Here is a 26,707-nt window from a genome sequence, read left to right as displayed (position 1 = left end):
GAGCCTCAGCGAGGCGCAGTCGTGAGTTCCCAGTCCGAAGGCGTCGGCTCGCGAATCAAGTCCGGACTGACGGATTGGGCCTATGCGGCGGGTTGGCGGGTTGTGCGGGCGCTGCCCGAATCCACGGCGCGGCGGGCCTTCGATTGGGGCGGCAATCGGGTCGCGGACAAGGCGAATCGCGCCTTTCGTGCTGGTGGTGAACCGAATCAGTTGCGGCGCAATCTCGCTCGCGTGCTCGGTGTGACTCCGGCGCAGGTGCCCGACGAGTTGATCCGCGCGAGCATGCGTTCCTACGCCCGCTACTGGCGCGAAGCCTTCCGGCTGCCGACGATGGATCACTCGGCACTGACCGGTTCGCTCGTGGAGGGTGTGGAGAATCTGGACGCCGCCCTGGCACGGGGCCGCGGTGTGGTGCTTGCGCTGCCGCACTCCGGGAACTGGGATGCGGCCGGGGTCTGGTTGGTCGGCCACAGCGGCACCCTCGCGACCGTCGCCGAACGGTTGAAGCCGGAATCGCTGTTCGAGCGGTTCGTCGCCTACCGGGAGAGCCTGGGTTTCGAGGTATTCCCGCTGACCGGTGGTGAGCAGCCGCCGTTCACCGCGCTGGCCGCCCGCCTGCGCGCGAACAATGTCGTATGCCTGATGGGCGAGCGGGATCTGACCGGTAAAGGTGTCCCGGTGACCATGTACGGCGAGCGCACCTGGCTGCCCGCGGGTGCGGCGAAGCTGGCCATCGAGACCGGTGCGGCGCTGATTCCGGTGCACGTCTGGTTCACCGTAGATGCCGATGGTCGCGAGGGTTGGGGGATGAAGACCGAAGCGCCGCTGGATGTTTCGGACGGTGTCGCGGCGGTCACCCAGGCGCTGGCCGACCGGTTCGCGGCCAATATCGCCGAGCATCCCGCCGATTGGCATATGTTGCAGCCACAATGGGAGCAGGACCTTTCGGCGGAGCGGCGAGCCAGGATCGCCGCGGCGCAGGCCGGGTTGGACAGTGCCAAAGGGGAGAAGACACCATGAAAATCGGCATGGTCTGCCCCTATTCGTTCGATGTCCCCGGTGGCGTGCAGGCCCATGTCGTTGAATTGGCGCGGGTGTTCATCGAACGCGGCCACAAGGTGAGCGTGCTCGCGCCCGCATCGGAGGACACCCCGCTGCCGGATTTCGTGGTCTCGGCCGGTCGCGCGGTGGCGATTCCGTACAACGGTTCGGTCGCCCGGTTGTCCTTCGGTCCCATGGCCTACACCAGGATTCGGCGCTGGATCGATGGCAACGACTTCGATGTGCTGCATATCCACGAACCGAATGCGCCGAGCCTGTCCATGCTCGCGCTGAAGATCGCCGAGGGGCCGATCGTGGCCACCTTCCACACCTCGACCACGAAATCATTGGTGCTGAGCACCTTTCAGGGTGTGCTGCGGCCCTATCACGAGAAGATCAGCGGCCGGATCGCGGTCTCCGAGCTGGCGCGGCGCTGGCAGGTGGAGGCACTCGGTTCGGACGCGGTCGAGATCCCCAACGGCGTCGCCGTGCCCGCCTTCGCGCGGGCCCCGATGCTGCCCGGATATCCGCGCGCGGGCGGAACGGTGCTGTTCCTCGGTCGCTACGACGAACCGCGCAAGGGGATGGAAGTCCTGCTCGGTGCGCTGCCCGAATTGGTGCGCAGACATCCGGATGTCGAGATCCTCATCGTCGGGCGCGGTGACGAGGAGCGGCTGCGCCGCGAAGCCGGGCCGCTCGCCCGGCATCTGCGTTTCCTCGGTCAGGTGTCGGACGAGGAGAAGGCCTCGGCGATGCGCAGCGCGGACGTGTACGTCGCGCCGAATCTCGGTGGGGAGAGCTTCGGCATCATCCTGATCGAAGCGATGGCGGCCGGAACCGCCGTGGTGGCAAGCGAATTGGACGCCTTCCGTCGGGTATTGCGCGATGGCACGGCGGGAATGCTCGTCCCGGTGGGGGATTCGGTTCGGCTCGCCGCCGCGCTCGACACCCTGCTCACCGACGATGTGCGCCGCGAAGCCCTGATCCACACCGCCAACCAGGTGGTCGGCGAATACGACTGGCCGGTGGTCGCAGAACAGATCCTGCGGGTCTACGAAACCGTCACGGTGGGCGATACGCGCGTCCGGGCCGCCGGATGATCGATAGCACGATGAGGGCTGCTGGATGATTACGTTCTCCGCCACAACGGTTCTCGTACTCGCGCTCATCGCCGCGGTGGTCGTCGCGATCGGTCTGTGGGCGGCTTCGACGGCCAACCGGCTCGACCGGTTGCACGTGCGGTCGGATCAGTCCTGGCAGGCCCTCGACGGTGCGCTGGCGCGACGAGCGGTGGTGGCCAGGTCGGTCGCCGTGGCCATCGCGGGCCCGGTTGCCGATTCCGCGCTGGGCGAGCAGGCCAAACGGCTCACCATCCTCGCCGATCGGGCCGAGCGGGCGGGCCGTGCCGATCGTGAAACCATCGAAAATCAGCTCTCGGCAGCGCTTTCCGCGATCGATATCGCCCAGTTGCGCCCACAGCAGGTCGCCGAACTCGCCGATGCCGAGGCCCGAGTGCTGATCGCGCGTCGCTTCCACAACGACGCGGTGCGCGACACCCTCGCCCTGCGCACCCGCCGCCCGGTCCGCATCCTGCATCTGGGCGGTACCGCGCCGCTGCCGACATATTTCGAGATCAGCGAACGCGCCACCCCGGCCGCCTCGACCGGCTTGGCCGTCGATACGGTCCGCACCTCGGCGCGCGTGGTGCTGCTCGACGAACAGGACCGTGTGCTGCTCATGCGCGGCAACGACCCAAAGGCACCTGACGTCTCCTTCTGGTTCACCATCGGCGGCGGCGTGGAACCGGGGGAGACCCTGCGCAGCGCGGCGGTGCGCGAACTCTGGGAGGAGACGGGGTACACCGCGGATCCGGCCGCCCTGCGCGGTCCCATCTGGCGGCGGGTCGCGGTATTCCCGTTCGACGGTGAACTCATCCGGGCCGAGGAGCTGTTCTTCGCCCTGCGTGTCCCGGTCTTCGACCCCGAGCCGGGCAATTTCACCGCGGTCGAGCGACGCAGCATCACCGACAACAAGTGGTGCACCGGGTCGGATATTGTCACCCTGGACCACACCGGCGAGACCGTTTACCCCTACCACCTGGACCAACTGCTTCCCGAAGCTGCCAAAGCCGCGTCGGGCGATTCCGATCCCGAGGTGCGGTCTATCCGGTGATCGGGGGGCTGCCCTGAGCGCGAACAGCGTGCGCGCCTGGATCTTTCGGCTGTGATGTGTTTCACGATCGTGATACCGTCGCGACTGGATGGCTGCCGCCTGGGTAGTGCTGGTGGGGGAGCGCTACCAGGAGCTCTGGTGGTACTTCCACAGCAGTGAGATGGTCCGTTGGCGTGTGGAAGGTAAGCAGTACATGTCCTACCTGTTGTTCGATTTCCTATTGCCGTTGTTGGGTTCCGATGCCGCGGGGTATTGGGCCCAGTTGCTGGTAGTCGGCCCGCTGTAGTTCCTGTCGGGTGTTCGTCGGGGCGGCGCAAGACTTGCGTCGGCCCCGGCGGATCCGTCTCGGGACCGGTCCAGTGGTTGCGGACCGGACGCGGACCCGCTGGTCGGGGCAAGGCCAGTGGTGTCCAACTGGCTATCAAGTGGCCTGATCGGCCCGCCTAGAATCGGTGGCGTTAGTTCCAAGCGACCCGATTGGCGCACATGACTCAGGAGTTTGCCGTGACCACGCCCGAGACCACCAACACCATCGGCACTGCCCGCGTGAAGCGCGGGATGGCCGAGATGCTCAAGGGCGGGGTGATCATGGATGTCGTCACCCCCGAGCAGGCCAAGATCGCCGAGGACGCCGGCGCGGTCGCGGTGATGGCCTTGGAGCGTGTTCCGGCCGATATCCGCGCACAGGGCGGCGTCTCCCGGATGAGCGATCCGGACATGATCGACGGCATCATCTCCGTCGTCTCGATTCCGGTCATGGCCAAGGCGCGTATCGGCCACTTCGTGGAGGCGCAGATCCTGCAGAGCCTCGGCGTCGACTACATCGACGAATCCGAGGTGCTGACCCCCGCCGACTACGCCAACCACATCGACAAGTGGAACTTCACCGTGCCGTTCGTGTGCGGTGCGACCAACCTGGGCGAGGCGCTGCGCCGGATCACCGAGGGTGCGGCCATGATTCGCTCCAAGGGTGAGGCGGGCACCGGTGACGTCTCCAATGCCACCACCCACATGCGCAAGATTCGCGCCGAGATTCGCAAGCTGTCGTCGCTGCCCGAGGACGAGCTGTTCGTCGCCGCCAAGGAGTTGCAGGCGCCGTACGAGCTGGTGCGCGAGGTCGCGCAGACCGGCAAGCTGCCGGTCGTGCTGTTCACCGCGGGCGGTATCGCCACCCCTGCCGACGCCGCGATGATGATGCAGCTCGGCGCCGAGGGTGTTTTCGTCGGTTCGGGCATCTTCAAGTCCGGCAATCCGGCCGAGCGCGCCGCCGCCATCGTCAAGGCGACTACGTTCTACGACGATCCGGATGTGCTCGCCAAGGTTTCGCGCGGTCTGGGCGAGGCCATGGTCGGCATCAATGTCGAGGAGCTGCCGGTCGATCACCGGCTGGCCGAGCGCGGTTGGTGATTCGGCACTACCGCTGAATCGAATCGACGCCCGCGGCACCGGGATTGCTTGATCCAATGCCGCGGGCGTTGCTCGTCCTGGGCGGTGGGGGAGAAGCTGTCGCGGCCCTCACAGTTGTCTTATGCGCGCCACAGAGTTGGTGGCTAGCTTCGGAATTCGGTGCACGTCGGCGGCCGCGCGGGCGATTGGCGCGGCACCGTCGGGGTCACGGACCTGTCCGAATGGCAAAGGATGATCAGTTGAAGCTTCGTAAGACCGGACGTGTCGCGATCGCGGGTCTGGCCGCCGTGGCCGCCCTCAGCCTGTCGGCATGTGGCAGCGACGACTCGAAGACGGCGACCACACCGACCAAGACCTCGACCAGTGTCACGAAGTCGAATGCGAACCTCCCGCCGACCCCGAGCGTCGCCGACCTCAACGCCCAATTGCTCCGCGCGCTGGACCCGTCGGTGCCGAGTTCGGAGAAGCTGGACCTGGTGCAAGGCGCGCAGGCGGATCCGGAACTGCCGAACCGTCTGGCGCAGGCATATCAGCAAGCGGGCGCCAAGTCCGAGGTCACCGAGGTGAGTGCCTTCGGTGACGCACTCGATGCCAAGGCGAAGTTCACCATCAACGGCCAGGAGAACATCGTCGATGTGCCCTTCGTCGCTGAGGACGGCAAGTGGAAGGTCGAAAAGAGTTGGGCCTGCACCATGTTGACCAATCTCGGTCAGCAGTCCACGGCCTGCGGCTAGTTCCTGATCCCAGCCGCGGTCGGTTCGGCCGGGGGAGTGGGTGATTCGAGGCGGCGAGCATTTGTGCTCGCCGCCTCGGTGCGTCTCATATCGCGAATATCGGCACCTTTCCTAGGGATTCGCGTCCCGGTGTGGGCTGCCGTACGGATCTCGAGAAGTGGGGTGGCTACCGGAGCGACCTATATGCATGTTGTTACGCTGATATGCGCATTCAACTATGTTTTGACTCTTTGTAGTCTAGCGTGGAACTGTCTGTCTCCCAACAAAATTGCAAAGGAGGGGCGGTCGGTGTTCTCCGACGGGGTACGACTACCGGTGAGAGGTATCGTCTATGCGAAGCGCCGGACGATCGGGGTGCTCCCAGCGGATGAAAAAGGTTGGGGCGCTGGGATTGTCGCGGTCGTGGCGGAGCAGGGCCGGGATGGTCCACCGGTCGCCGGGTGGCGTACGGCGGTGCAGGGCCGGTTCGGACATGTCGAGGTGGACGGTCAGATCGAAGTCGAGACCGCGGCCCAACAACATGGGACCCGCGACGAGCAGGACCGTGCCCGGGGCGGCGGTGCGGATGGGGGTGCGGGCCGAGCGGTCGCGGTCCTCGTCCCAGAGCGCGGGAAGCCAGCGGGCGTCGTGGCGTAGCGCCAGGATGACTTCACGGTCGAGTGCGGCGTAGTCGAACCAGGCGGTGCGATAAGACATTTCGTCGGTGCGTCCGAATTCCATGCGGAGCGATGCCGGGCGGACGTAGTCGTGCAGCGAGACGACCTCGGCGGCGCGTCCGGTGTCACGCAGTGCGCCGGCGACGCGGTCGGCGATCGCCACGGGCTCGGCCGCGTCGGCTCCGTCGACGGCCGCCAGCATCCGCCCGTCGAGCTCGAGGATGCGGTTGGTGATGAGTCCGACGAGGCCGTCCGGGGTGATCGGATCGAAATGCGGCACCGATCCATTCCATCAAACCGTGCCGCGGAACCCCGTTCTGGGCGGCGGACCCTGGCCATTGCTCAGAGGTCACCGAGAAGTCGCGGCGGCGCTCGGGATAATCTCGCCCTCATGGCGACAATCGAAGAGGCGCTGGAGATCGAGCGGCTCGAGCAGAACATCTTCCGTGGCGCGTCCACCAAGACCCAGCTCGTGCGCACATTCGGCGGACAGGTTGCCGGCCAGGCGCTGGTATCGGCGGTGCGGACGGTTGAGCCGCGGTTCCAGGTGCATTCGCTGCACGGGTACTTCCTGCGGCCGGGGAATCCGGAAGAGCGGACCGTGTATCTCGTCGAGCGGATTCGCGACGGCCGGTCCTTCTGCACCCGCCGGGTGACCGGCATTCAGGATGGTGCCGCGATATTCACCATGTCGGCGTCGTTCCACGTCGGTGACTCGGGTCCGGAACATCAGGACGAGATGCCGCCCGTGCAGGGTCCGGACGAGCTGCCGGACGCCAGCACCACGCTGAGCCCCGAGCGACTGTGGGCCATGCGCGAATGGGAGCACTGGGATATCCGCACCGTGCCGCAGGATGTGGTGACCCGCCGCGACGGCGTGGTCTCCCCGCAGCAGGTGTGGTTCCGCTACCGGCATCCGCTGCCCGACGACCCGGTCGTGCACGTCTGCACCCTCGCCTACATGAGCGATATGACCCTGCTCGGTTCCTCGAAGGTCACCCACCCCGACGAGCCGACGCAGAACGCCTCGCTCGATCACGCCATGTGGTTCCTGCGCCCGTTCCGTGCCGATGAGTGGCTGCTCTATGACCAGTCCTCCCCGTCTGCGGGTTTCGGTCGGGCACTGACCGGCGGCAAGATTTTCAACCGCGAGGGCGAGTTGGTTGCGGCGGTTGTGCAAGAGGGCTTGATTCGCACACTACGCGGGGAGTGAGCGTCCAAAATGTCTAATTTTCCCAGTGCTGGGAAATGCCGAATGGTCTGTATCTGTTCGGGCGGCTCGTAGACTGCCGCGCAAAGAAGTCGCCGACCAGGAACGACGGTTTCAATGCGTCAAGAATGGAGGCAGGAATGTGGCTGTCGGGAGCTTTTCCTACCAGAACGGGTCGGGCAATTCGGACCGGATCGATAATCCGGACGAGTACCGGACCTACAACATAGCCATCGGCCGGGGAGCGGCGAACAACCAGACGAGTGCAACGGTCTGGCTGTACGCCCGGACGGACGCCCAAGGGGATTCGACCTACCTCAACCCGGGCACGAGTACCTATCTGAGCGCCGGCTATCAGAGCTGCCAATTCACCAGCTGACCCCGCTCCACCGCGGTGGCGCGTGTGTGGCCGACGCACACCACCGCGGCCGGATGAGCCTCATCGGGCTCAAACCACCTGCACTCGTAGGTGGCAGACGACGGTGTCGGTCATCCGACGGAGTTCGCGTTCGAGTTCATCACTGCGGTGACTTGGCAGCACCCGGTCCCAGCCGGACTTCGGGATGCCACGCCTCCCAGGCCTTGGTGAAGGCCTTCACCGATTCGCCGGGCAGGCAAACATGCACGGCGACAATGTCTTTACCGATGGACATGGCGGCCGAGAGCGCCTCGCGGCTGAGTTCGGAGACCTCGGAGATCGGCACCACGATCGCGGTACCGCTCGCCTGCGGCTGCTCGGGGATCGCGCCATTGCCGCGACGGCCGCCGATTCTGGTGTAGGCGCCGCGAATTCGCTCCATACCGAGCACCAGCGCGGGCAGCACGAGCACGATCAGCCACGCGCCGTCGGCGAATTTCATCGCTGTGGTGACGATCGCGGCGACGCCGGTGAGCAGCGCACCGAAGCCGTTGAGCGCGAGCCGCCAGCGCCAGCCCGCGGTCTTGGTCTGCCACCAGTGCCGGACCATGCCGGCCTGAGCGATGGTGAATCCGACGAAGACGCCGATCGCGAACAACGGAACGAGTGCGTTCATATTGCCGCGCGCCGCGATCAACAGCACCCCCGCCGTTACGCCGAGGGTGAGCACGCCGGAGCGGTACACCTGACGCGGTGAGGTGACTGCGAATCGGTGCGGCAGGCAATTGTCGTCGGCCAAGATCCGGGTGAGCGTCGGCAGCCCGCCATAGGAGGTGTTGGCGGCCAGCGCAAGCAGCACGACGGTTGCGAATTGCACTATGCAGTAACCGATTCCGTGCCCGAGCGCCGCCTCGGTGAGCTGAGAAAGCACGGTCGTGCCCTCGATCGGCCGCACCGAGAACTTCTCGATGAGCACGGCGAGCCCGATCAGCATGACACCGAGCAGCGCCCCGAGCGCGACCTCCGCCCGCTGCGCGCGTTTGACCTTCGGCGCGTCGAAGCTGGGCACCGCATTCGCGATCGCCTCGACACCGGTCAGCGCCGCACAGCCGCTGGAAAATGCCTTGAGCAGCAATAACACTCCGACAGTGCGAATATCGCCGACGGCCGGCGCCCCGGTGGCGACGTCGGCCGGTTCGGAGCGCATCAGGCCGCCGACGATGACGGCGAAGATGCCCGCGACGAAGACGATCGTGGGAATCATGAAGGCGCGCGCACTTTCTCGGATGCCGAGCAGATTGAGCGCGGTCACCCCGACCAGGATCGCGAGGCAGATCCACACCGTATACCCGTGCAGCGTCGGGAATGCCGAGGTCAGGGCGGCGACACCGGCCGCGATCGAGACCGCGACATTGAGGATGTAGTCGACGATCAACGAGGCCGCTGCGACCAGGCTGGTGCGGTGGCCGAGATGCCGCTTCGCCACCGCGTACGCGCCACCGCCGTCGGGAAAGGCCGCGATCACCTGCCGGTAGGAGGCGACCAGCACGGCGAGTAGGGCGGCGATCGCAAGGGTTACCGGCACTGTCATGCCGAGTCCGGCACCACCGGCGGTGGCCAACACCAGCACGATCGCTTCCGGACCGTAGGAGACCGATGCCATGGCATCGAGGGAAAGTCCCGCCAGGCCGGTCGAAACGGTCAAACCCCGGCGCGTCGAGCCAGCCGCACGCGGCGCGGGCGCCCTGCGTGGCAACACCGTAATCACATCTGTGAGTGTCGACCGCTTTCGGGCGAAACAACCCGGTCTTGACGCAACGTTGACGGCCACCGTGAGCAGGGCCACAGCGCGGCGCCTCGTAAGCTCATGGCGTGAACGCATCGGTCGCCTCGCCCGCAACGGGCGCGCAGCGCAGTCCCGACCGGCCCACCATCGGTGTGCTGGCCCTGCAGGGTGACGTGCGCGAACATGTCGCGGCACTCGCGGAATGCGGTGCGCAACCGGTGCTGGTGCGGCGCGCGTCCGAGCTCGCCGCGGTGGATGCGCTGGTACTGCCCGGCGGTGAATCGACCACCATCAGCAAGCTGCTGGATGTCTTCGAACTCCTCGAACCGGTACGTGCGCGGCTGCGGGAAGGTATGCCCGCCTTCGGATCCTGCGCCGGGATGATCCTGCTCGCGTCCGAAGTGCTCGATACTCGCCCTGACGCCAAGCATCTGTCCGGTATCGATATGACGGTGCGGCGCAATGCTTTCGGCCGTCAGGTCGACTCGTTCGAGACGGATCTGGACTTCGCGGGCCTGACCGACGGCCCGGTGCGCGCGGTATTCATCCGGGCGCCGTGGGTGGAACGGGTCGGCGTGGGAGTCGAGGTGCTGGCCACCGTTCCCTGTGGCCCCGCCGCCGGGCGCATTGTCGCGGTGCGGCAGGGCAAGGTGGTCGCGACGTCGTTCCATCCCGAGGTCACCGGCGATTTGCGGGTGCATCGGATGTTCGTCGATCTGGTTCGCGCCGCCGAGTAGTCGCCCACAGGAACTGGCCGTAACCGGACGAGTAGGCTGAGAGAGTTGTCTACCCGGCCGGTGCGGGTACCGTGCGCACGATCAGACGTGCTGTCGACTGGAGGAAGTAGGGAATGAGCGGCCACTCCAAATGGGCCACCACCAAGCACAAGAAGGCGGGGATCGACGCGAAGCGCGGCAAGCTCTTCGCCAAGTTGATCAAGAACATCGAGGTGGCGGCCCGCACTGGTGGCAGTGACCCGGCGGGCAATCCGACGCTGTACGACGCTATCCAGAAGGCGAAGAAGTCGTCGGTTCCGAACGACAACATCGAGCGTGCCCGCAAGCGCGGCGGCGGTGAAGAGGCCGGCGGCGCCGACTGGCAGACCATCATGTACGAGGGCTACGGCCCCAATGGTGTCGCGGTGCTGATCGAATGCCTCACCGACAATCGCAACCGCGCCGCGGGCGAGGTGCGCGTGGCGATGACCCGCAATGGTGGCAATATGGCCGATCCGGGTTCGGTTTCCTACCTGTTCCACCGCAAGGGCGTCGTGACCCTGGAGAAGAATGGGCTGTCCGAGGACGATGTGCTGCTCGCGGTGCTCGACGCGGGCGCGGAGGAAGTCAACGACCTCGGTGATTCCTTCGAGGTCATCAGTGAACCGTCGGATCTGATCCCGGTGCGCAAGGCGCTGCAGGACGCCGGAATCGATTACGACTCGGCCGAATCCGGCTTCCAGCCGTCGGTATCGGTCGCCGTCGACGTCGACGGTGCGCGCAAGGTGTTCAAGTTGGTCGACGCGCTCGAGGACAGCGACGACGTACAGAACGTCTATACCAACGTGGACATCTCCGACGAGGTCGGCTCCCAGTTGGAACAGGACTGACACGGCTCGTCATCGACCAGCGCCTCGGGGCGGTTCGCAAATATGCGGACCGCCCCGAGTGCGTTTCGCACCCGGCGTGAACTGGTTATTCCGCGATTCGTGTCCGATCGGACCATTCGTAGACCCGCAGCCGCCCCTCGGGCGTATCGGCCTCCCGATTGGTGACCTTGAAATGCTCGTATCCGCCGCGGTATTCGACTTTGAGCTCGACGCCGGGCGGCGTGATCGGAACGATGCGAGCGGGCAAGTCTTTCGGCCCACCTTCTAGGACAGCCTTCACAACATTGCTCATCCTTCGGATGGTAGGTCTCGGATGTGATGCGTGCCACAAACGCGGCCGAGCGGCCCGGGTTGTCCTGGAGGAATTTCGATGCCGCACCCCGAGGGAGTCCGATGCAACCGGCTGGGGGTTGCTACAAGATGGCTGATCGCATGTCCTTGGTTCGGAGCAACTGATCGCAGCTGTCGATATCTTCGGCGTAACGATTGCGGCTCGATTGCTGATATGCGAATCGAGTGCCGCGGCAGACCGTCGCGGCCGCCCGATCAGGCTCCTGCGCACCGAGAACTTGTCCCGCCCCGGAAAGAGACCAGCCATCATGAGTCGATCCCTTGCCGACGAGCGTTCCGGCGATTCAACCGACCTGAATATCACCCTCGCCCCGCTCGCGGTCGCGACCGGACTCATCCTGCTCATCGCCGCATTCGCGACGGTGAACCGGATGCCCGGCTGGGCTGCCGACTACGGCGCGTGTCTGGTGTACTTCGCGATCCTCCTGTACGTGGCGATCGCCGGACGCCTGACTTGGTGGGGCACCGGCATACTGATCAGCCACGGCAAGAAACGCTGGACTCACGGCATCGTGAGCACCAATTTGCCTACAGTGCGGCCGGTTTCGCCGAGTGCGTGCGCCTTCGCCGCCTCTTCGAACGGGAAGACCCCGGCGACGGTCGGGCGCAGCGCACCGGATTCGGCGAGCTCGGCGAGCGCGACCATTCCGGCGTGATCGTCCTCCACCAGCATGCGCACCGCCCGAACCCCCAATTGCTTTGCCTCGGTGGCCAATTCGGTCGCCCCGAAGGCGCGCACCGAGACCAGTAGGCCGCCGGGTCGGAGTGTGCGCAACGAGCGCAGGCTGTTCTCGTCATCGATCGAATCCAGCGCGACATCGACACCTCCGACCGCCTCGGCGAAGTCGGTTGTGCGGTAATCGATCGTCTCGTCCGCGCCGATTTCGCGCAGGAATTCGTGGTTGGCCGCGCTGGCGGTGCCGATGACGTACGCGCCGCGCGCCTTGGCGATCTGAACGGCGAAATGCCCGACGCCACCCGCTGCTGCATGGATCAGGATGCGTTGTCCGGCACGTAGTTTCGCGGTGTCGACGAGGGCCTGCCAGGCGGTGAGGGCGGCCAGTGGGACGGCTGCGGCCTGAATGTGGTCCAGGTTCACCGGTTTCGGGGCGAAGGCGCGGGCGGGGCCCACGACGTATTCGGCGAATGCGCCGTGTCCGTAGGGGTAGGGGAGCATGCCGAAGACCGCGTCGCCAGGCTCGAACAGAGTGACGCCGATACCCGTGGCCACCACTTCGCCCGATACATCCCAACCCAGCACGAACGGCGGTTCGTCGAGGAAAAGTCCGGAGACGCCGCGATGCCGCCAATCGGTCGGGTTGAGACCGGCTGCCCGCACCCGGACCAGGATTTCGCCGGGGCCGGGCGTCGGGATGGGCAGTTCGACTTCGGTCAGGACCTCAGGGCCGCCGATCAGGTCTTGGCTGATCGCGCGCATGGTGGTGTCGTTCATGTCGTTCAGCCTGCCGTCGGCGACGACGCGGGGAAATGGCACGATTGCCGATCTTCGATATGATCGTGCCATGGTCGATACCTCGGACGGGCGCTCGGCGCGACATCGGGTAGTCGTGCTTGCCTTGGACGGGGTGTATCCGTTCGAACTCGGCATTCCGAACCGCGTCTTCGGCACCGCTGCGGATCTGTACGAGGTGCGCACTTGCTCGATCGATGGCGCACCGGTACCGAGCCGAGCCGATTTCGCGATTGCCGTCCAGCACGACAGCCGGGCGCTGGCGACCGCCGACACCGTGGTCATACCGGCCTGCGATATCGATATGACGCTCGATGGCAGGCTGCCGCCCCCGGTGGCCGCGGCATTCGCACACATCCGACCGGGCACGCGGATCGTGTCGATATGTACCGGCGCATTCGTGACCGCAGCCGCCGGATTGCTCGACGGTCGTCCGGCGACGACGCACTGGAATGTGGCCGAGTTGTTCCGGCGCACCTTTCCGCGAGTGCTGCTGAATACCGATGTCCTCTACGTCGACGACGATGACTTGCTCACCTCGGCGGGCGCGGCGGCAGGCATAGATCTCTGCCTGCACCTGGTGCGCCGCGACCACGGCAGTGCCGTCGCGAATACGGTGGCGCGCCGCTGTGTCGTGCCGCCGTGGCGGGATGGCGGCCAGGCCCAATACATCGAAGAGCCGGTGCCACCGTCGACCTCGGCGGGCACCGCCGCCGCCAGGCACTGGGCCCTCGAGAATCTCCGATCGCCGTTGACCATGGACGATCTCGCCGTCCAGGCGCGAATGAGCAAGCGCACCTTCGCCCGTCGCTTCCGTGACGAGGTCGGCATGAGCCCGGGCCGCTGGCTCATCCAGCAGCGTGTCTTCCGCGCCCGCCAACTCCTCGAATCGACCGATATGACCGTGGACCGCATCGCGGGCGAGGTCGGCTTCGCCACCGGGAGCTCACTACGCCAACATCTGCACGATTCGATCGGCGTATCGCCGCTGGCCTATCGCCGAACCTTTCGCGCCGAGTCGGTCGTCCCGGCCGAAGCTCTGGGCTGAGCGCGGCTCGATTCATCGACCGCGCAATCGGTTTCAGGTCGCGTCGGGTACGGGGAGACCGACGCGGGCGACGATCCAGGGAAACGACGAGGTGAACGCGGCCGAGGCGAATTGCCAGGTGTGGCCACCCTGGGTGGTGTGAATGGTGCAATCGATGCCGACCTCGTGGCCTGCGTCGCACAGCTTTTCGGCGGCGCCGACCTCACCGGTGTCGAAGACTCCGTCATGACCGCCCATGCCCACGTTGTCGTCGTCGGCTGCGGATTGTTGGCGCGCACCACGGGATCCCGGACCGGATTTGGGCGGGGTGAGATCGTCGAACACGCCCGCCATACCCGTATAGGGACCGTGCTCGGCCATAACGGTGAGGGGATCGAACGCGGCCCAGCGGTCGGCGTCGCCGCCGAAAAGCCTTCGGATCGTTTGTTCCTTATTGCCCGAGACCGGGCCGAGATCGCCCGCGATATCGACGAAGGTGTACACCAATTCCGGGTGCATGACCGCCAGATCGACCGCACAGGTGCCGCCCATGGACCAGCCGACAACCGCCCAGTTCGCCGGATCCGCCGAGGCGCCGAAGCGAGATTCCAGATAGCTGGGCACATCTCGGGTCAGATGGTCGGCGGCATCGCCGCGCGGACCGTTCACGCATTCGGTGTCATTGTTGAAACTGCCGCTGGAATCGACGAAGACGAGGATCGGGGCGCGGCCGCCGTTGGCGGCGGTGAACTTGTCCACCTCGGGCATGATCTGACCGCTGCGGACCCAGTCGGCGGGTGTATTGAATTCGCCGCCGATCATCATGACGACCGGCAGTGTCGGCGGTGTCGGACCGGCGAACCAGGCCGGTGGCAAGTACACGTATTCGGTTCGATGCGGAAAACCGCTGCCCGCGTCCGGAATCTGCACCGGCACGATCTTGCCGGTGCTGACATCGGTATTGCGCAGTCCGGGCAGCGCATCGATATCGGTCTGATTCGGCAGCGGACCCGCGGTGAGCGCACTCCACGCGGACTGCACGGTGGGGTAGTAGCCCACCCACTGATTGAGCACGACGCCGCTGCTCAACAGTGCCAGCGGTATGGCGAGCACCGAGACGCCACGCCGCCACCACCTGGCACTGCGCCAACCGAGCGCGGCGACCGCGACCGCCGCGACCGCGACGCCGACACAGGCCCACAACTCGACCGGCGCCGGATCCGAGGCCAGCCCCTGATCATTCACATACGCCCACGCGGCCACCGCGCCCGCCGCACCGAGCACCACGCAGACCGGCAGCAGCACCAGCCGCCAGCGCCGGGTCCGCCAGCCGATCGCCAGGATCAACGCGGCCACCGCGACCAGTTCGACGGTCACCGGCAGCCAGCCGTGCAGCAGTGATACGCCGTGATGAAAGCCGTTCTGATAGCTCGGATTCAGATTCGCCGAAGGCAGCCGCGGTGGCGGCGGCGGTGTCACGGGGGTCGCGGGTGCGGCGAGCGGGGCACGGACTACGGGCACCTACGGCATTGTCGAGACCGTTCCTCGAGAAAGCCTGTGAATTCGCTCCGATGAACCTGGGCGACCCTGAAACGCCGGTCGATCGCATGTCGATAACCGCACAGGTGAACCCGGGCTCCGAACCTCTTGTCCGGTAAAGTCCAGTAGCTGGTCGTGCAGGATTCAGGAGGGGTGCACATGACTTATCAACCGCCGCCGCAGTACCCGGGTTATCCGGGGCAGGGGTATCCGGGCTACCCGGGATATCCGCCGCAGCCGCCCAAGGGCAAGCCGGTGTGGCCGTGGGTGCTCGGCGGCGTCTTCCTGGCGATCGTGCTCACCGTCGGCGGCTGCGTCGCGGTCTTCGGATCAATCGCCTACCGGCTCGACAAGGAATCGAAGAAGGAAACCTCGATCACCTACGAGGTCTCGGGTTCGGGCACCGCCGATATCTCCTACAACAGTGGCGATTTCGATACCGCCAATGCCAACGATGCACCGCTGCCGTGGACCAAGGCCGTGACCGTGACCGGATACGTTCGCACGGGCCGGGTGTCGGCGACTGTCAGCGGATCCAGCGGCGGCACGGTGACCTGTCGAATCCTGCAGGACGGCAAGGTGGTCGTCGAGGATTCGGACTCCGGCACCTACGCGTATGTGAGCTGCTACCACTCCTTCGACTAGCCGAATCCCGGACGGGCGCCGTGTCGTTGGTGAAGGCCGCCCACGCCGTCCACTAGACTCTCGAACAGTTGTTCGTGCCTTCGAGAGGGGATCGTGTGCGGGTGATGGGCGTCGACCCGGGACTCACCCGGTGCGGCCTCAGCATCGTCGAGGACGGGCTGGGGCGGAAGGTGACGGCGCTCGACGTCGACGTGGTGCGCACCCCCGCGGATATGGACCTGGCACACCGGCTGATGGGCGTCGCCGACGTCGCCGAACACTGGATGGAGACGCACAAACCCGACGCGGTCGCGATCGAGCGGGTGTTCGCGCAGCACAATGTGCGCACCGCGATGGGCACCGCCCAGGCAGGCGGCGTGATCGCGCTGGCCGCCGCGCGCCGCGGGATACCCGTGGCCTTCCACACCCCGAGTGAGGTGAAAGCCGCCGTCACCGGCAACGGCACCGCGGACAAGGCTCAGGTGACCGCGATGGTGACGCGTATCCTCGGCCTCCAGGTCGCGCCGAAACCGGCGGATGCGGCCGATGCGCTGGCCCTGGCGATCTGTCATTGTTGGCGGGCGCCGCTGATGGCGCGGATGGCCGAGGCCGAGGCGCGCGCCGCCGAGGCACAACGTCGGTATACACAGCGGCTTGCCGAACAACGGAAGGTGGTGCGCGGGTGATCGCGTCGGTACGCGGTGAGGTGCTCGAGATCGCGCTCGATCATGTGGTGATCGAGGCGGCGGGCGTGGGCTACCGGCTCAATGTCACCCCGGCGACGCTGTCCACCCTGACCCGCGGCGAGGAATCGCGGCTGTTCACGGCGATGATCGTGCGCGAGGATTCGATGACGCTGTTCGGATTCGCCGATACCGAATCCCGTGACCTGTTCGGCCTTTTGCAGACCGTCTCCGGAGTCGGACCCCGGCTGGCCATGGCGGTGCTGGCAGTGCTCGAGCCCGAGGCGCTGCGCAAGGCGCTGGCGGAGAGCAATGTCGCGGCGCTGACCCGGGTGCCCGGCATCGGCAAGCGCGGGGCCGAGCGCATGGTTGTCGAGTTGCGCGACAAGGTGAATCTTGTTCCGGTGCAGGCGGGTCCGCCCGGCAGTACGCCGACGCCGGTGCTCACACCGGTGCGCGAGCAGGTTGTCGAGGCGCTGGTCGGACTCGGATTCCCGGTCAAACAGGCCGAACCCGCGGTCGATGCGGTACTCGCCGAAAATCCCGCCGCCGATACGTCGAAGGCGCTGCGGGCGGCGCTCGGCTCGCTGGGGAAGAATCGGTAAGACGTCATGGATCACGATCCCGAACCGGACGCCGAATCCCAGGTCAGCGCAAGCTATCTCAAGTCCGATGGTGATATCGAGGCCAGTCTGCGCCCGAAGTCCCTCGACGATTTCATCGGCCAGCCGCGCGTCCGTGAACAGCTCGCGCTGGTGCTGCGCGGCGCCAAACAGCGCGGCGGCACCCCGGACCATGTGCTGCTGTCCGGTCCGCCCGGGCTCGGCAAGACCAGTATGGCGATGATCATCGCCGCCGAACTCGGTACGGCACTGCGCATTACCTCCGGTCCGGCGCTGGAACGCGCGGGCGATCTCGCCGCGATGCTGAGCAATCTGGTCGAGGGCGATGTGCTGTTCATCGATGAGATCCACCGGATCGCCCGGCCGGCCGAGGAGATGCTCTACCTCGCCATGGAGGATTTCCGCGTCGACGTGGTCGTCGGGAAAGGTCCTGGGGCAACGTCGATTCCGCTGGATATCGCGCCGTTCACGCTGGTCGGCGCGACCACCCGCTCGGGTGCGCTCACCGGTCCGCTGCGCGACCGTTTCGGCTTCACCGGCCATATGGATTTCTACGATCCCGAAGAACTCCTGCGCATTCTGCTGCGCTCGGCCCATATTCTCGGTGTCACCATCGACCGCGATGCCGCCGCCGAGATCGCGGGCCGCTCCCGCGGCACCCCCCGCGTCGCCAACCGCCTGCTGCGCCGCGTCCGCGACTATGCCGAGGTTCGTGCCGACGGCGTGATCACCCGTCCCATCGCGCAGGCCGCACTCGAAGTCTACGACGTGGACGTCCTCGGCCTGGACCGCCTCGACCGCGCCGTCCTCGGCGCGCTGGTCCGCAGCTTCGGCGGTGGGCCCGTTGGTGTTTCAACCCTCGCGGTCGCTGTGGGGGAGGAGGCCGCGACCGTCGAAGAGGTCTGCGAGCCGTTCCTCGTCCGAGCGGGCATGGTGGCCCGCACCCCGCGCGGCCGCGTCGCCACCGCCGCCGCCTGGGAACATCTCGGCCTCGTGCCGCCGCCCGATCTCGTCTTCGGCTCCATCGAAGTCCGCGGTCGCGAACCCCACCCCACCCTCGACCTCTTCGACTGACCGTGCTCTAGCGGTGGTTGTGTTCGAGGGCGGTGACGACCAGATCCAGGAAGGCGTCGACCTCGTCGCGGCTGTAGCCGCGCGTGCCGAGGCGGGCCTCGGTGAATCGGACGGCGCGGACGTCGGTGACGGTCAGGCTGCCGGGGCCGCCGTGGGCGAGGGTGGCCGCGACCAGGTCGAGGAAGGCGTCGACTTCTTCGGTGTCGTAGCCGCGGCGGCCGACAGCGGCCTGGGTGAACTGCATGCGGTGCACATCGTCGGGGGTGAGCAATGCGGCGGGCCCGGAACCATTGCCGGCGGCGGGGACCGGGCGGGAACCGCGCTGCCGGAATTCCAGTTCCACGCGGACCCGGTCCAGGAATTCGTCGACCTGATCGGCCTGATAGCCGCGGCCACCGAAGCGTGGGGCGTCGAAGGCGACGTGCCGGATATCGTCGGCGGTCAGCACACCCTGACCGGCCAATGTCGCCGAGACCAGTTCCAGGAACGCGTCGACCTCATCGGCGTGGTAGCCGCGGTGCCCCAAAGGTGGCATGGCGAAGTGGATTCGGCTCACGTCGTCGGGGGTCACCCGCGACATTGTTCCAGGGGCGCTGCCCTGCTCGCGTCGAATGCGGTTTTTTCGGACTAGGCGGTCTCTGCCGAACACGTGTTGCCCCCGTTGGCCGGTCGATCCGGGTCCACCCTAGCCGGAATCGGCTCACGTAGCCGCTGGAGATTTGCCGATTTCAGTCCTTGCGCACGCCATCGATCAGCAGCCGCCGGATCGCCTCGTTCAACTCCTGCACCGCGGCCTCGTCCGGATTGCGCAGCCCGTGCACGATGCCCGCGAGCAGCATGCCGGTCACCGCCTTGGCGGTGTACTTGGTGTCGAGATCCGCACGCAGATAACCGAGTTCGACACCGTGCGACAGATAGCCCGCGGTGAGCGCGTCGGCCATATCGAGCAGACCGTAGAGCCGGGCGGTGAGTTCGTCATCGATGCCGGTGGCATGGAACAGCAGCAGTTGGGCGACGCGGCGGTCGTCCACGAGTATCCGGGTGAGCGCGGCGCCGATGCGGTCGATCTGAGCGCGATATTCGTCAAGGGAGGTGGCGGCGTCGGGTGCGTTGTCGGTGCCGAGCGCCTCGATGATCCGCGCGGCCAGATCGTCGATGACCACGTCGATGATCTCGCGCTTATTGCTGAAGTACCGGTAGAAGGTGCCGTGGCCGATGCCCAGCTCATTGGCGATGTCGGCGATGCCGGTGGCGTGATAGCCCTTCTCGGCGAAGCAGACGAAGGCGGTGTCGATGATTTCCTGCCGCAGTTCGGCCTTGCGTCGCTGGATCGCATTTCCGGCCGCTGGGCGGGGCGCACGCGTGGATGGCTTCGTCACCTGACCGATGATACGGTGTTCACAAACGGAATGATGTGTCATTCCGTGAGGAATGGTTCCTACATTTCCGATGGAATGTTTAAGCAGGAGGTTCGACGTGGCGCCTCAATACGACGCGGTCGTGATCGGTGCGGGATTCGGCGGCATGGGAGCGGGTATCGAGCTCGACCGGCTGGGTCTGAGCAATTTCGTCATTCTGGAGCGGGAGGACGACCTCGGCGGCACCTGGCATGTCAATCACTACCCGGGTCTGGCGGTCGATATCGCCTCGGTGACCTACTCGTATTCCTTCGAGCCCAACCCGTATTGGACGCGCCTGTTCGCACCCGGCAAGGAGCTCAAGAAGTACGCCGCCCACGTCGCCGACAAGTACGGCCTGCGCCGCCGGATGCGTTTCGGCACAGTGGTGGACGGCGCGCGGTGGGACGAGGAGCACCAGCACTGGGCCGTCTCCATCGCGGGCGGTGAAACCGTCACCGGCCGTTACCTCCTCACCGCCACCGGCTTCCTGTCCCAGCCCTACACGCCGCCGTTTCCCGGCATCGATTCCTTCGCGGGCAAGATCATCCACACCACCGCGTGGGAGGACGATTTCGACCTCTCGGGTCGCAAGGCCGCCATCATCGGCACCGGCGCCACCGCGGTGCAACTGATTCCCGAGGCCGCGAAGAAGACCGAGGAACTCACCGTGTTCCAGCGCACCCCGATCTGGGTCGTGCCGAAGATCGACACCGCGATTCCCGCGCCGGTGCAGAAGCTGTTCGCGCGCGTGCCCGCCACTCAGAAGGCCGCCCGGCTGGTCAACACCAGCATGCTCGAGGCGCTCATGGTGGTCGGCGTACTGCACTTCAAGCAGGCCAAGCCGCTGAATATGGCCGCGGGCGTACTCGCCAAGGCGCATCTGCGGGCCCAGGTGCGCGATAAGGAGATTCGCAAGCAGCTCACCCCGCACTACGACTTCGGCTGTAAGCGCCCCACCTTCTCCAACCAGTACTTCAAGACGTTCAACCAGCCCAATGTCCGGTTGGAGACCAATTCGATCGATCACATCGAGGCCGATGGCATCGTCACCGCCGACGGACACAAGACCGAGATCGATACCCTGATCCTGGCCACCGGCTTCAACCTGTGGGACGTGAATTTCCCGGCCATCGAGATCATCGGCCGCGACGGCATCAACCTCGGAAAGTTCTGGCGCGACAACCGTTTCCAGGCCTACGAGGGCATCACCGTGCCGAAGTTCCCGAACTTCCTCAGCCTCAACAGCCCCTACTCCTACAGCGGCCTGTCCTACTTCACCACCATCGAGGCCCAGATGAAGCACATGGGCCGGTTGCTCGGTGAGATGTTCCGGCGCGGCGAGACCACCTTCGAGGTGACCGAGCAGGCCAACACCCGGTTCCTGGACCGCGTCACCGAGAAGTTGGGTTCCTCGGTGTTCTACGGCGGTGACTGCGCGACCGCGCGCAGCTACTACTTCAACCAGCACGGCGAGGCCGCGCTACTGCGTCCGACCAGCACCGTCAACGCCCACCGCGAGGCGGTCAGCTTCCCGCTCGACGACTACACCTACGGCAAGACCGCCTAGAAACGCTCCGTTGCGCAGCCCCGCGACCGTCGCTCGGTCGCGGGGCGCGTGCTGTCCCGGACGGCTCGAGATCCAGATTCCGGGACTCGAGGGTGTGCCGGTGTGGTGGTGACGACATGAGCTGGCAGACTGTTGGGGTAATTGCCCATTCCCACCCACAGACTAGGGACTGACTTCGACGATGGAACTTCTGTTTCCGCTCCTACTGGTAGCCCTGCTCGTGCCCATGTTCCTCGGTGTGCGCCGTCAGAAGCGCGAGGCCGAGAAGGTCACGTCCATGCAGGAAAGCCTGAAGGTCGGCGATCAGGTCACCACCACGTCGGGTCTGTACGGAACCGTGGTCGATCTCGATGACACCACGGTCGATCTCGAGATCGCCGAGGACGTCGTCACCACGTGGTTGCGTCAGGCCATCCGCGATGTACGCACCGAGGACGAGACCACGGATGAGACCGTGACCGATGAGACCGAGGCCGGTCTCATCGAGGAGTCCGCGGAGCAGACCGAGACCCGGCTGACCAAGGACTGATCGGTTTTACCGGCTCCCGTAGCGATTGCTTGCAGGTCGCTCGAAAGGGCCAGCCCGCGTGCTGCAGATCGCCGCGGGCCATCCGTCCGGGTGCCCGGCCGTGCGTGCCCGCCTGTTCCACCCTCGACTTCCGCCTAGGAGATGACGAACTGTGCCACCTTCCCAGGGATCGGCGCATCCGCTCCGGCTGCTCGGCGTCTACGCCGTGCTGCTGGCCGTGATCTATGCGCTGGTGTTCTTCACCGGTGACCATTCCCCGACCGCCAAGCTCGGCATCGACCTGCAGGGTGGTACCCGAGTCACATTGACCGCACGCACCCCCGACGGCAGCAAGCCCAACCAGGACAGCCTGCGCCGGGCGCAGACGATTATCGAGAACCGCGTCAACGGTCTCGGTGTTTCGGGCTCCGAGGTCGTCATCGACGGCGACAACCTGGTGATCACGGTTCCCGGTGACGATGGTGGCCAGGCCAAGGCGCTGGCGACGACCGCCAAGCTCTACATCCGTCCGGTGCTGTCGGCGGTGCCCGCGGTCGGCGGCAAGGCCACGCCACAGACGGGTACGGCGGGGACGCCGGGCGCGGCAACGCAGGGCACTGTGCCGGATACCACCCAGCTCAACCCCGATGGCACCGTGCCGACCCAGCCCGCGCCCACCACCGAGGCGGTGCCGACCACAGAGTCCGCGCCCGCGGCGGAGTCGACCCCGCAGCCGCGCGTCTTTCCCGCGCAGGCCCCGACTTCGCCGCCGGCCCCGCCTGGCGGCCTGACGCCGCAGGAGCAGGCGAAGAAGGAGATCGCGGACGCCAAGGCGGTCCGGCAGAGCACCGATCCCACGGTGCAGCAGGCCGCGATGGCCGCGATGGATTGCACCAAGTCCGACCCGCTGGCCGGTAACGACGATCCGAATCTGCCGCTGGTCACCTGCTCCACCGACGGCAAGGAAATCTTGCTGCTGGACAAGAGCCGCATCGACGGCCAGGAGATCAAGGACGCCACCTCTGGACTCAACCAGCAGCAGGCGCGCCACGAGGTGAACCTCGAATTCAAATCCGGTGGTAGTGATGCGTGGGCCTCGCTGACCGGTGAATACATCAACAAGCGTGTCGCATTCGTACTCGACTCGAAGGTGGTCAGCGCACCGGTCGTGCAGTCGGGTCCGCAGCAGGGCGGTCGTACCACCATCTCCGGTAGCTTCACCGCGGCCAGCGCCAAGGAGCTCGCGAACACCCTGAAGTACGGTTCGCTGCCGCTGTCGTTCCAGACCTCCGAGGCCGAGACAGTTTCGGCAACGCTGGGTCTGTCCTCGCTGCGCGCGGGTCTGCTCGCGGGTGCGATCGGTCTCGCGGTGGTGCTGCTGTACTGCCTGCTCTACTACCGGATGCTCGGCTTCCTCGCCGGATTCTCGCTGATCGCCTCGGGTGTGGCGGTATACGGCATCATCGTGCTGCTCGGCCGGTGGATCGGATTCACGCTGGATCTGGCCGGTATCGCCGGTTTGATCATCGGCATCGGTCTGACCGCCGACTCTTTCGTGGTGTTCTTCGAACGCATCAAAGATGAAATGCGGGAGGGTCGCAGCTTCCGTTCGGCGGTGCCGCGCGGTTGGCAGCGGGCCCAGCGCACCAACCTCTCCGGTAAGACTGTCAGCCTCATCGCCTCGGTGGTGCTCTACATCCTGGCCGCCGGTCAGGTGAAGGGCTTCGCGTTCACCCTCGGTATCACCACCGTCCTCGACGTCATCGTGCTGTACCTGGTGACCGCGCCGCTGATGATGCTGGCCTCGCGCTCGTCGTTCTGGGCGAAGCCGTCGGTCAACGGGCTCGGTGCGATTCAGGAAGTGGCCAGGGAGCGTAGGGCCGGCGAGGCGCTGGTTAAGGAGACGGCACGATGACGAACTCGACCCTGGAGCCGTTCGCCGACGAGGTGAACGATTTCGAGACGCCCAAGCACAGCATCTTCGAGCGCCTCTACACCGGTACCGGCGGATTCAAGATCGTCAGCCGGCGGCGTTTCTACTACGCGCTGACCGCGGCCTTTGTGCTGATCTCGTTGCTGAGCATCGGAATTCGCGGATTCACCCTCGGCATCGACTTCGCGGGCGGTTCGCGCATCCAGTTGCCCGCGGCGGGCACGGCCACCACGCAGAAGGTCGAGGACATCTACTCCCAGACCATCGGCCATGCCCCGGTGACGGTGCAGAAGGTGGGATCCGGATCGGCGGAGACCATCCAGGTCCGCTCGGACACGTTGAGCGCCACCCAGACCGACGCGCTGCAGACCGCGCTGTTCAATGCCTTCCAGCCGAAGGACAAGGACGGCAACGTTTCGCGCAATGCGATCAGCATCGCCGAGATCAGCGAGACCTGGGGTAGCCAGATCACCAAGAAGGCCTTGATCGCGCTGGTCGTATTCATCGCGCTCACCATGGTCTATATCGCGATCCGCTTCGAACGGGATATGTCGATCGCGGCGATCGCCTCGCTGTTCTTCAACATGATCGTCACGGCGGGCATCTACTCGCTGGTCGGCTTCGAGGTGACACCCGCCGCGGTGATCGGTCTGTTGACCATCCTCGGTTATGTGCTCTACGACAATGTCGTCGTCTTCGACAAGGTCGAGGAGAACACCCGCGGTGTGGTCAACACGACCCGGCGCACCTATGCCGAACAGGCGAATCTCGCGGCGAACCAGACCTTGATGCGGTCGATCAACACCACGGTCATCGGCATCCTGCCGATTGTCGGCATGCTGGTGATCGCGGTGTGGCTGCTCGGCGTCGGCACGCTGAAGGATCTGGCGCTGGTGCAGCTGGTCGGCATGATCGTCGGCGCGTATTCGTCGATCTTCTTCGCGGTGCCGCTGCTGGTGTCGATCAAGGAGCGGTGGGGTCCGGTCGCGGCGCACACCAAGAAGGTGCTCAACAAGCGGGCCGGACTTGCGTCGGCGCGTGCGGGAGCCGAGGCGGAGCGACGCGCGGGCGCGGCGACCGGCCGGGAGCTGGGTGCGCGTCCCGTGCGGGAACCCGGACAGGCTCCGCGTCCGGGCGCACGGCCGAGCGGAAAGCGGAACAAGCGCAGGCACTGACAGCCGACGGCAGGGGTTTGCATATATGAAGCAGTCGCTAGGGGCACGTCTGATCGGAGCGGTGGCTGCGGGCACCGTGGCAGCCACGGTGATGGCCGGGTGCTCCAGCCAGAACCAGGTGCCCTCCATCGGCTATGCCGTCGACGCCGTGATCGCCACCTACAACGGCGGCACTACGCTCGGTGCGGGAACCGGCTCGGATGCGGTGTTCGCGCGGGTGCTGACCGGGTTCTTCTACACCGGACCGGACGGTCAGCAGGTCGCGGACACCGATGTCGGCACCGCGAAAGAGGTGCCGGGCGAGGCGCAGACGGTGCAGTACCGGCTCAATGCGGACGGGGTGTACTCCGACGGGGTGCCGACGTCATGTGACGATCTGGTGCTCGCCTGGGCCGCGCGCAGCGGCCGCTACACCAAACCCGGTGACCGCGGCCAGGTTCCGCTCTTCGACGCCGCGAGCACCGCCGGATACGCCGATATCGAACGGGTGGACTGTCAGCCGGGATCCAAGGACGCCACCGTCGTGTTCCGCGCCGACCACCACTACCTGCCGTGGCGCAACCTGTTCACCGCGGGTGAGTTGATGCCCGCGCATGTCGCCGCTCGGGTGGCGAATGTGCCGAATGTGGTGACGGCCGTGCAGTCCGGTGATCAGGCCTCGTTGCAGCGGATCGCCGACTTCTGGAACAACGGGTGGACGATCGGCGCAGACAAGGTGGATCTCTCACGGTTCCCGTCGTCGGGGCCGTATCGGATCGATTCCTACTCCGCCAAAGACGGTCTGGTGCTGGTCGCCAACGAGCGCTGGTGGGGCAACAAGCCCGAGACCGGGCGGATCGTCGTGTATCCGAAGACGGCCGATCTGAAGGCAAAGGTCGGCGACAATGCGGTCGGGGTCATCGATATCGGCGCGGGATCGGTGAAAGACATCAATCTGGACGGGTTCTCGGTGCGAACCGTGCCTGGGCGCGGTGCTGAGCAGTTGGTGCTCGCTACTTCGGGAGTGTTCGCCACGGCCGACGCGCGGCGCGGTTTCGCATTTTGTGTGCCGCGCCAGGACCTGTTCGACAAGCTCGGCAAGGCCAAGGATGCGCCGAAGACCGGACTCGGCACGGCGGTGCTGAATTCTCGTATCACACAGCAGGATTCGCTGTACTACCCGAACGTGATCGGCGCGGCCGACAAGTACCGAGGCGGTGATGCGACCGCCGCGGCCGCGAGCGCCGGTGCGGCCAAGCCGACCATTCGGATCGGATATGTGAAGCCGGACGATCGGCGCGCGCAGACCGTGCAGATGATCGCCGACGCATGCAAACCGGCCGGTATCAATGTGGTGGATGCCGGATCCGCTGATTTCACGCCGTCTCAGCTCACCGAGGGCAAAGTCGACGCCGTCCTCGGCAGCACCGCATCGGCCCCGGGTCCGGCCGGATCCGAGACCGGTGTGGCCGCTACCAGCGCGTTGCGCACCGGTAGCGGGCTCAATTTCGGTCGCTTCGGTAACGGCCGCTACGATTCGATCACCGATCAGCTTGCGGGCGACGACAACTCGACCACAACGCTGAATCTGCGCACCGAGGCCGAGAACCTGCTGTGGGCGGAGATGCCGAGCATTCCGTTGTTCGTCACACCCCGCACAATCGCGTTCGGCAACGGTTTGCAGAACGGCATAGCCGGACCCACCCAGGCGGGCACCGGCTGGAACATGGACCGCTGGGTGTTGAAGCGGTGACAGGTGTTGGTGGGTGAGTAACCATGGAGA

Annotated in this window: 27 protein-coding genes; 20 read left to right on the top strand and 7 right to left on the bottom strand. The window is 66.1% G+C overall.

What is annotated here, in order from left to right:
* Positions 1 to 21: 21 nt before the first annotated feature.
* The 6 genes from ACZ60G_RS07850 to ACZ60G_RS07825 all read left to right on the top strand — a co-directional run bounded on the left by ACZ60G_RS07850 (position 22) and on the right by ACZ60G_RS07825 (position 5,354).
* Positions 22 to 1,020: a phosphatidylinositol mannoside acyltransferase gene (locus ACZ60G_RS07850; protein WP_465808243.1), complete on the top strand. Its 999-nt coding sequence runs from the start codon at positions 22 to 24 to the stop codon at positions 1,018 to 1,020.
* A complete protein-coding gene (locus ACZ60G_RS07845) occupies positions 1,017 to 2,141 on the top strand; it encodes a glycosyltransferase family 4 protein (RefSeq protein WP_329411205.1) in 1,125 nt (374 codons plus the stop codon). The genes ACZ60G_RS07850 and ACZ60G_RS07845 overlap by 4 nt, the downstream gene beginning before the upstream one ends.
* Before the next feature lie 28 nt (positions 2,142 to 2,169).
* On the top strand, positions 2,170 to 3,213 hold the full coding sequence (locus ACZ60G_RS07840; protein ID WP_465808401.1) for an NUDIX hydrolase: 1,044 nt from the start codon (positions 2,170 to 2,172) through the stop codon (positions 3,211 to 3,213).
* Positions 3,214 to 3,301: 88 nt separating this feature from the next.
* Positions 3,302 to 3,499, top strand: a complete 198-nt coding sequence (locus tag ACZ60G_RS07835; protein WP_465808241.1) for a hypothetical protein — start codon at positions 3,302 to 3,304, stop codon at positions 3,497 to 3,499.
* 218 nt (positions 3,500 to 3,717) lie between these two features.
* The gene (gene pdxS / locus ACZ60G_RS07830; protein WP_465808239.1) at positions 3,718 to 4,620 is read left to right on the top strand and encodes a pyridoxal 5'-phosphate synthase lyase subunit PdxS; all 903 of its coding nucleotides are present in this window, start codon (positions 3,718 to 3,720) and stop codon (positions 4,618 to 4,620) included.
* 239 nt (positions 4,621 to 4,859) lie between these two features.
* The gene (locus ACZ60G_RS07825) at positions 4,860 to 5,354 is read left to right on the top strand and encodes a WKL family lipoprotein (RefSeq protein WP_433526427.1); all 495 of its coding nucleotides are present in this window, start codon (positions 4,860 to 4,862) and stop codon (positions 5,352 to 5,354) included.
* A gap of 309 nt (positions 5,355 to 5,663) precedes the next feature.
* Here ACZ60G_RS07825 and ACZ60G_RS07820 read toward each other — a convergent pair whose 3' ends face one another.
* Positions 5,664 to 6,290 (bottom strand): nucleoside/nucleotide kinase family protein, encoded by a 627-nt coding sequence (locus tag ACZ60G_RS07820; RefSeq protein ID WP_465808237.1) that lies wholly within the window; start codon positions 6,288 to 6,290, stop codon positions 5,664 to 5,666.
* A 111-nt stretch (positions 6,291 to 6,401) separates the two neighbouring features.
* On the opposite strand from ACZ60G_RS07820, the gene ACZ60G_RS07815 reads away from it, so the two are divergent.
* Positions 6,402 to 7,223 (top strand): acyl-CoA thioesterase, encoded by an 822-nt coding sequence (locus tag ACZ60G_RS07815; RefSeq protein ID WP_465808235.1) that lies wholly within the window; start codon positions 6,402 to 6,404, stop codon positions 7,221 to 7,223.
* A gap of 139 nt (positions 7,224 to 7,362) precedes the next feature.
* Positions 7,363 to 7,599 carry a hypothetical protein gene (locus tag ACZ60G_RS07810; RefSeq protein ID WP_465808233.1) on the top strand — a complete coding sequence of 79 codons (237 nt, stop codon included), beginning with the start codon at positions 7,363 to 7,365 and terminating at the stop codon, positions 7,597 to 7,599.
* A gap of 139 nt (positions 7,600 to 7,738) precedes the next feature.
* Here ACZ60G_RS07810 and ACZ60G_RS07805 read toward each other — a convergent pair whose 3' ends face one another.
* Positions 7,739 to 9,283, bottom strand: coding sequence for an APC family permease (locus ACZ60G_RS07805; protein WP_465808231.1), 1,545 nt, complete (start codon positions 9,281 to 9,283; stop codon positions 7,739 to 7,741).
* 167 nt (positions 9,284 to 9,450) lie between these two features.
* On the opposite strand from ACZ60G_RS07805, the gene pdxT reads away from it, so the two are divergent.
* Complete coding sequence (pdxT, locus tag ACZ60G_RS07800; RefSeq protein ID WP_465808229.1) at positions 9,451 to 10,101, top strand: pyridoxal 5'-phosphate synthase glutaminase subunit PdxT; 651 nt, start codon at positions 9,451 to 9,453, stop codon at positions 10,099 to 10,101.
* Positions 10,102 to 10,214: 113 nt separating this feature from the next.
* Positions 10,215 to 10,970: a YebC/PmpR family DNA-binding transcriptional regulator gene (locus ACZ60G_RS07795; protein ID WP_433526431.1), complete on the top strand. Its 756-nt coding sequence runs from the start codon at positions 10,215 to 10,217 to the stop codon at positions 10,968 to 10,970.
* Positions 10,971 to 11,055: 85 nt separating this feature from the next.
* Here the strand turns inward: ACZ60G_RS07795 and ACZ60G_RS07790 are convergent, their stop codons facing one another.
* Together ACZ60G_RS07790 and ACZ60G_RS07785 are read right to left on the bottom strand one after the other, a co-directional pair.
* Positions 11,056 to 11,262: a DUF5988 family protein gene (locus ACZ60G_RS07790; RefSeq protein ID WP_040692396.1), complete on the bottom strand. Its 207-nt coding sequence runs from the start codon at positions 11,260 to 11,262 to the stop codon at positions 11,056 to 11,058.
* A 561-nt stretch (positions 11,263 to 11,823) separates the two neighbouring features.
* A complete protein-coding gene (locus tag ACZ60G_RS07785; RefSeq protein ID WP_465808227.1) occupies positions 11,824 to 12,816 on the bottom strand; it encodes an NADP-dependent oxidoreductase in 993 nt (330 codons plus the stop codon).
* Between the two features lie 28 nt (positions 12,817 to 12,844).
* On the opposite strand from ACZ60G_RS07785, the gene ACZ60G_RS07780 reads away from it, so the two are divergent.
* Positions 12,845 to 13,840 carry a GlxA family transcriptional regulator gene (locus ACZ60G_RS07780; protein ID WP_465808225.1) on the top strand — a complete coding sequence of 332 codons (996 nt, stop codon included), beginning with the start codon at positions 12,845 to 12,847 and terminating at the stop codon, positions 13,838 to 13,840.
* 33 nt (positions 13,841 to 13,873) lie between these two features.
* Here the strand turns inward: ACZ60G_RS07780 and ACZ60G_RS07775 are convergent, their stop codons facing one another.
* A complete protein-coding gene (locus ACZ60G_RS07775; protein ID WP_465808223.1) occupies positions 13,874 to 15,340 on the bottom strand; it encodes an alpha/beta hydrolase in 1,467 nt (488 codons plus the stop codon).
* Positions 15,341 to 15,517: 177 nt separating this feature from the next.
* Between ACZ60G_RS07775 and ACZ60G_RS07770 the strand changes: the two genes are divergently transcribed.
* The 4 genes from ACZ60G_RS07770 to ruvB all read left to right on the top strand — a co-directional run bounded on the left by ACZ60G_RS07770 (position 15,518) and on the right by ruvB (position 18,362).
* Positions 15,518 to 16,003, top strand: coding sequence for an MmpS family transport accessory protein (locus tag ACZ60G_RS07770; protein WP_387284711.1), 486 nt, complete (start codon positions 15,518 to 15,520; stop codon positions 16,001 to 16,003).
* Between the two features lie 95 nt (positions 16,004 to 16,098).
* The gene (gene ruvC / locus ACZ60G_RS07765; RefSeq protein ID WP_465808221.1) at positions 16,099 to 16,668 is read left to right on the top strand and encodes a crossover junction endodeoxyribonuclease RuvC; all 570 of its coding nucleotides are present in this window, start codon (positions 16,099 to 16,101) and stop codon (positions 16,666 to 16,668) included.
* Positions 16,665 to 17,270, top strand: coding sequence for a Holliday junction branch migration protein RuvA (gene ruvA / locus ACZ60G_RS07760; protein WP_040692392.1), 606 nt, complete (start codon positions 16,665 to 16,667; stop codon positions 17,268 to 17,270). The genes ruvC and ruvA overlap by 4 nt, the downstream gene beginning before the upstream one ends.
* Before the next feature lie 6 nt (positions 17,271 to 17,276).
* Positions 17,277 to 18,362 (top strand): Holliday junction branch migration DNA helicase RuvB, encoded by a 1,086-nt coding sequence (gene ruvB, locus ACZ60G_RS07755; protein ID WP_465808218.1) that lies wholly within the window; start codon positions 17,277 to 17,279, stop codon positions 18,360 to 18,362.
* 7 nt (positions 18,363 to 18,369) lie between these two features.
* Here ruvB and ACZ60G_RS07750 read toward each other — a convergent pair whose 3' ends face one another.
* Positions 18,370 to 18,942, bottom strand: a complete 573-nt coding sequence (locus ACZ60G_RS07750) for a DivIVA domain-containing protein (RefSeq protein ID WP_465808216.1) — start codon at positions 18,940 to 18,942, stop codon at positions 18,370 to 18,372.
* Positions 18,943 to 19,090: 148 nt separating this feature from the next.
* Positions 19,091 to 19,741, bottom strand: coding sequence for a TetR/AcrR family transcriptional regulator (locus ACZ60G_RS07745; RefSeq protein ID WP_245721073.1), 651 nt, complete (start codon positions 19,739 to 19,741; stop codon positions 19,091 to 19,093).
* 97 nt (positions 19,742 to 19,838) lie between these two features.
* Here ACZ60G_RS07745 and ACZ60G_RS07740 point away from each other — a divergent pair, with 97 nt between their 5' ends.
* From ACZ60G_RS07740 to ACZ60G_RS07720, 5 genes are all read left to right on the top strand, one after another.
* A complete protein-coding gene (locus tag ACZ60G_RS07740; protein ID WP_465808214.1) occupies positions 19,839 to 21,329 on the top strand; it encodes a flavin-containing monooxygenase in 1,491 nt (496 codons plus the stop codon).
* Positions 21,330 to 21,510: 181 nt separating this feature from the next.
* Positions 21,511 to 21,858: a preprotein translocase subunit YajC gene (gene yajC / locus ACZ60G_RS07735; RefSeq protein ID WP_465808212.1), complete on the top strand. Its 348-nt coding sequence runs from the start codon at positions 21,511 to 21,513 to the stop codon at positions 21,856 to 21,858.
* A 151-nt stretch (positions 21,859 to 22,009) separates the two neighbouring features.
* Positions 22,010 to 23,752, top strand: a complete 1,743-nt coding sequence (secD, locus tag ACZ60G_RS07730) for a protein translocase subunit SecD (RefSeq protein ID WP_465808210.1) — start codon at positions 22,010 to 22,012, stop codon at positions 23,750 to 23,752.
* Entirely contained in the window at positions 23,749 to 24,945 is a 1,197-nt protein-coding gene (secF, locus tag ACZ60G_RS07725; protein WP_465808208.1) for a protein translocase subunit SecF, read from the top strand. Before secD ends, secF begins: the two co-directional genes overlap by 4 nt.
* 25 nt (positions 24,946 to 24,970) lie before the next feature.
* Complete coding sequence (locus ACZ60G_RS07720; protein WP_465808207.1) at positions 24,971 to 26,677, top strand: ABC transporter substrate-binding protein; 1,707 nt, start codon at positions 24,971 to 24,973, stop codon at positions 26,675 to 26,677.
* The last annotated feature ends 30 nt before the right edge of the window (positions 26,678 to 26,707 follow it).

The organism is Nocardia sp. NPDC102475, assembly GCF_055584605.1.
The sequence above is the reverse complement of the archived record's forward strand: the minus strand, read 5'-3'. Positions and strand labels throughout refer to the sequence as shown.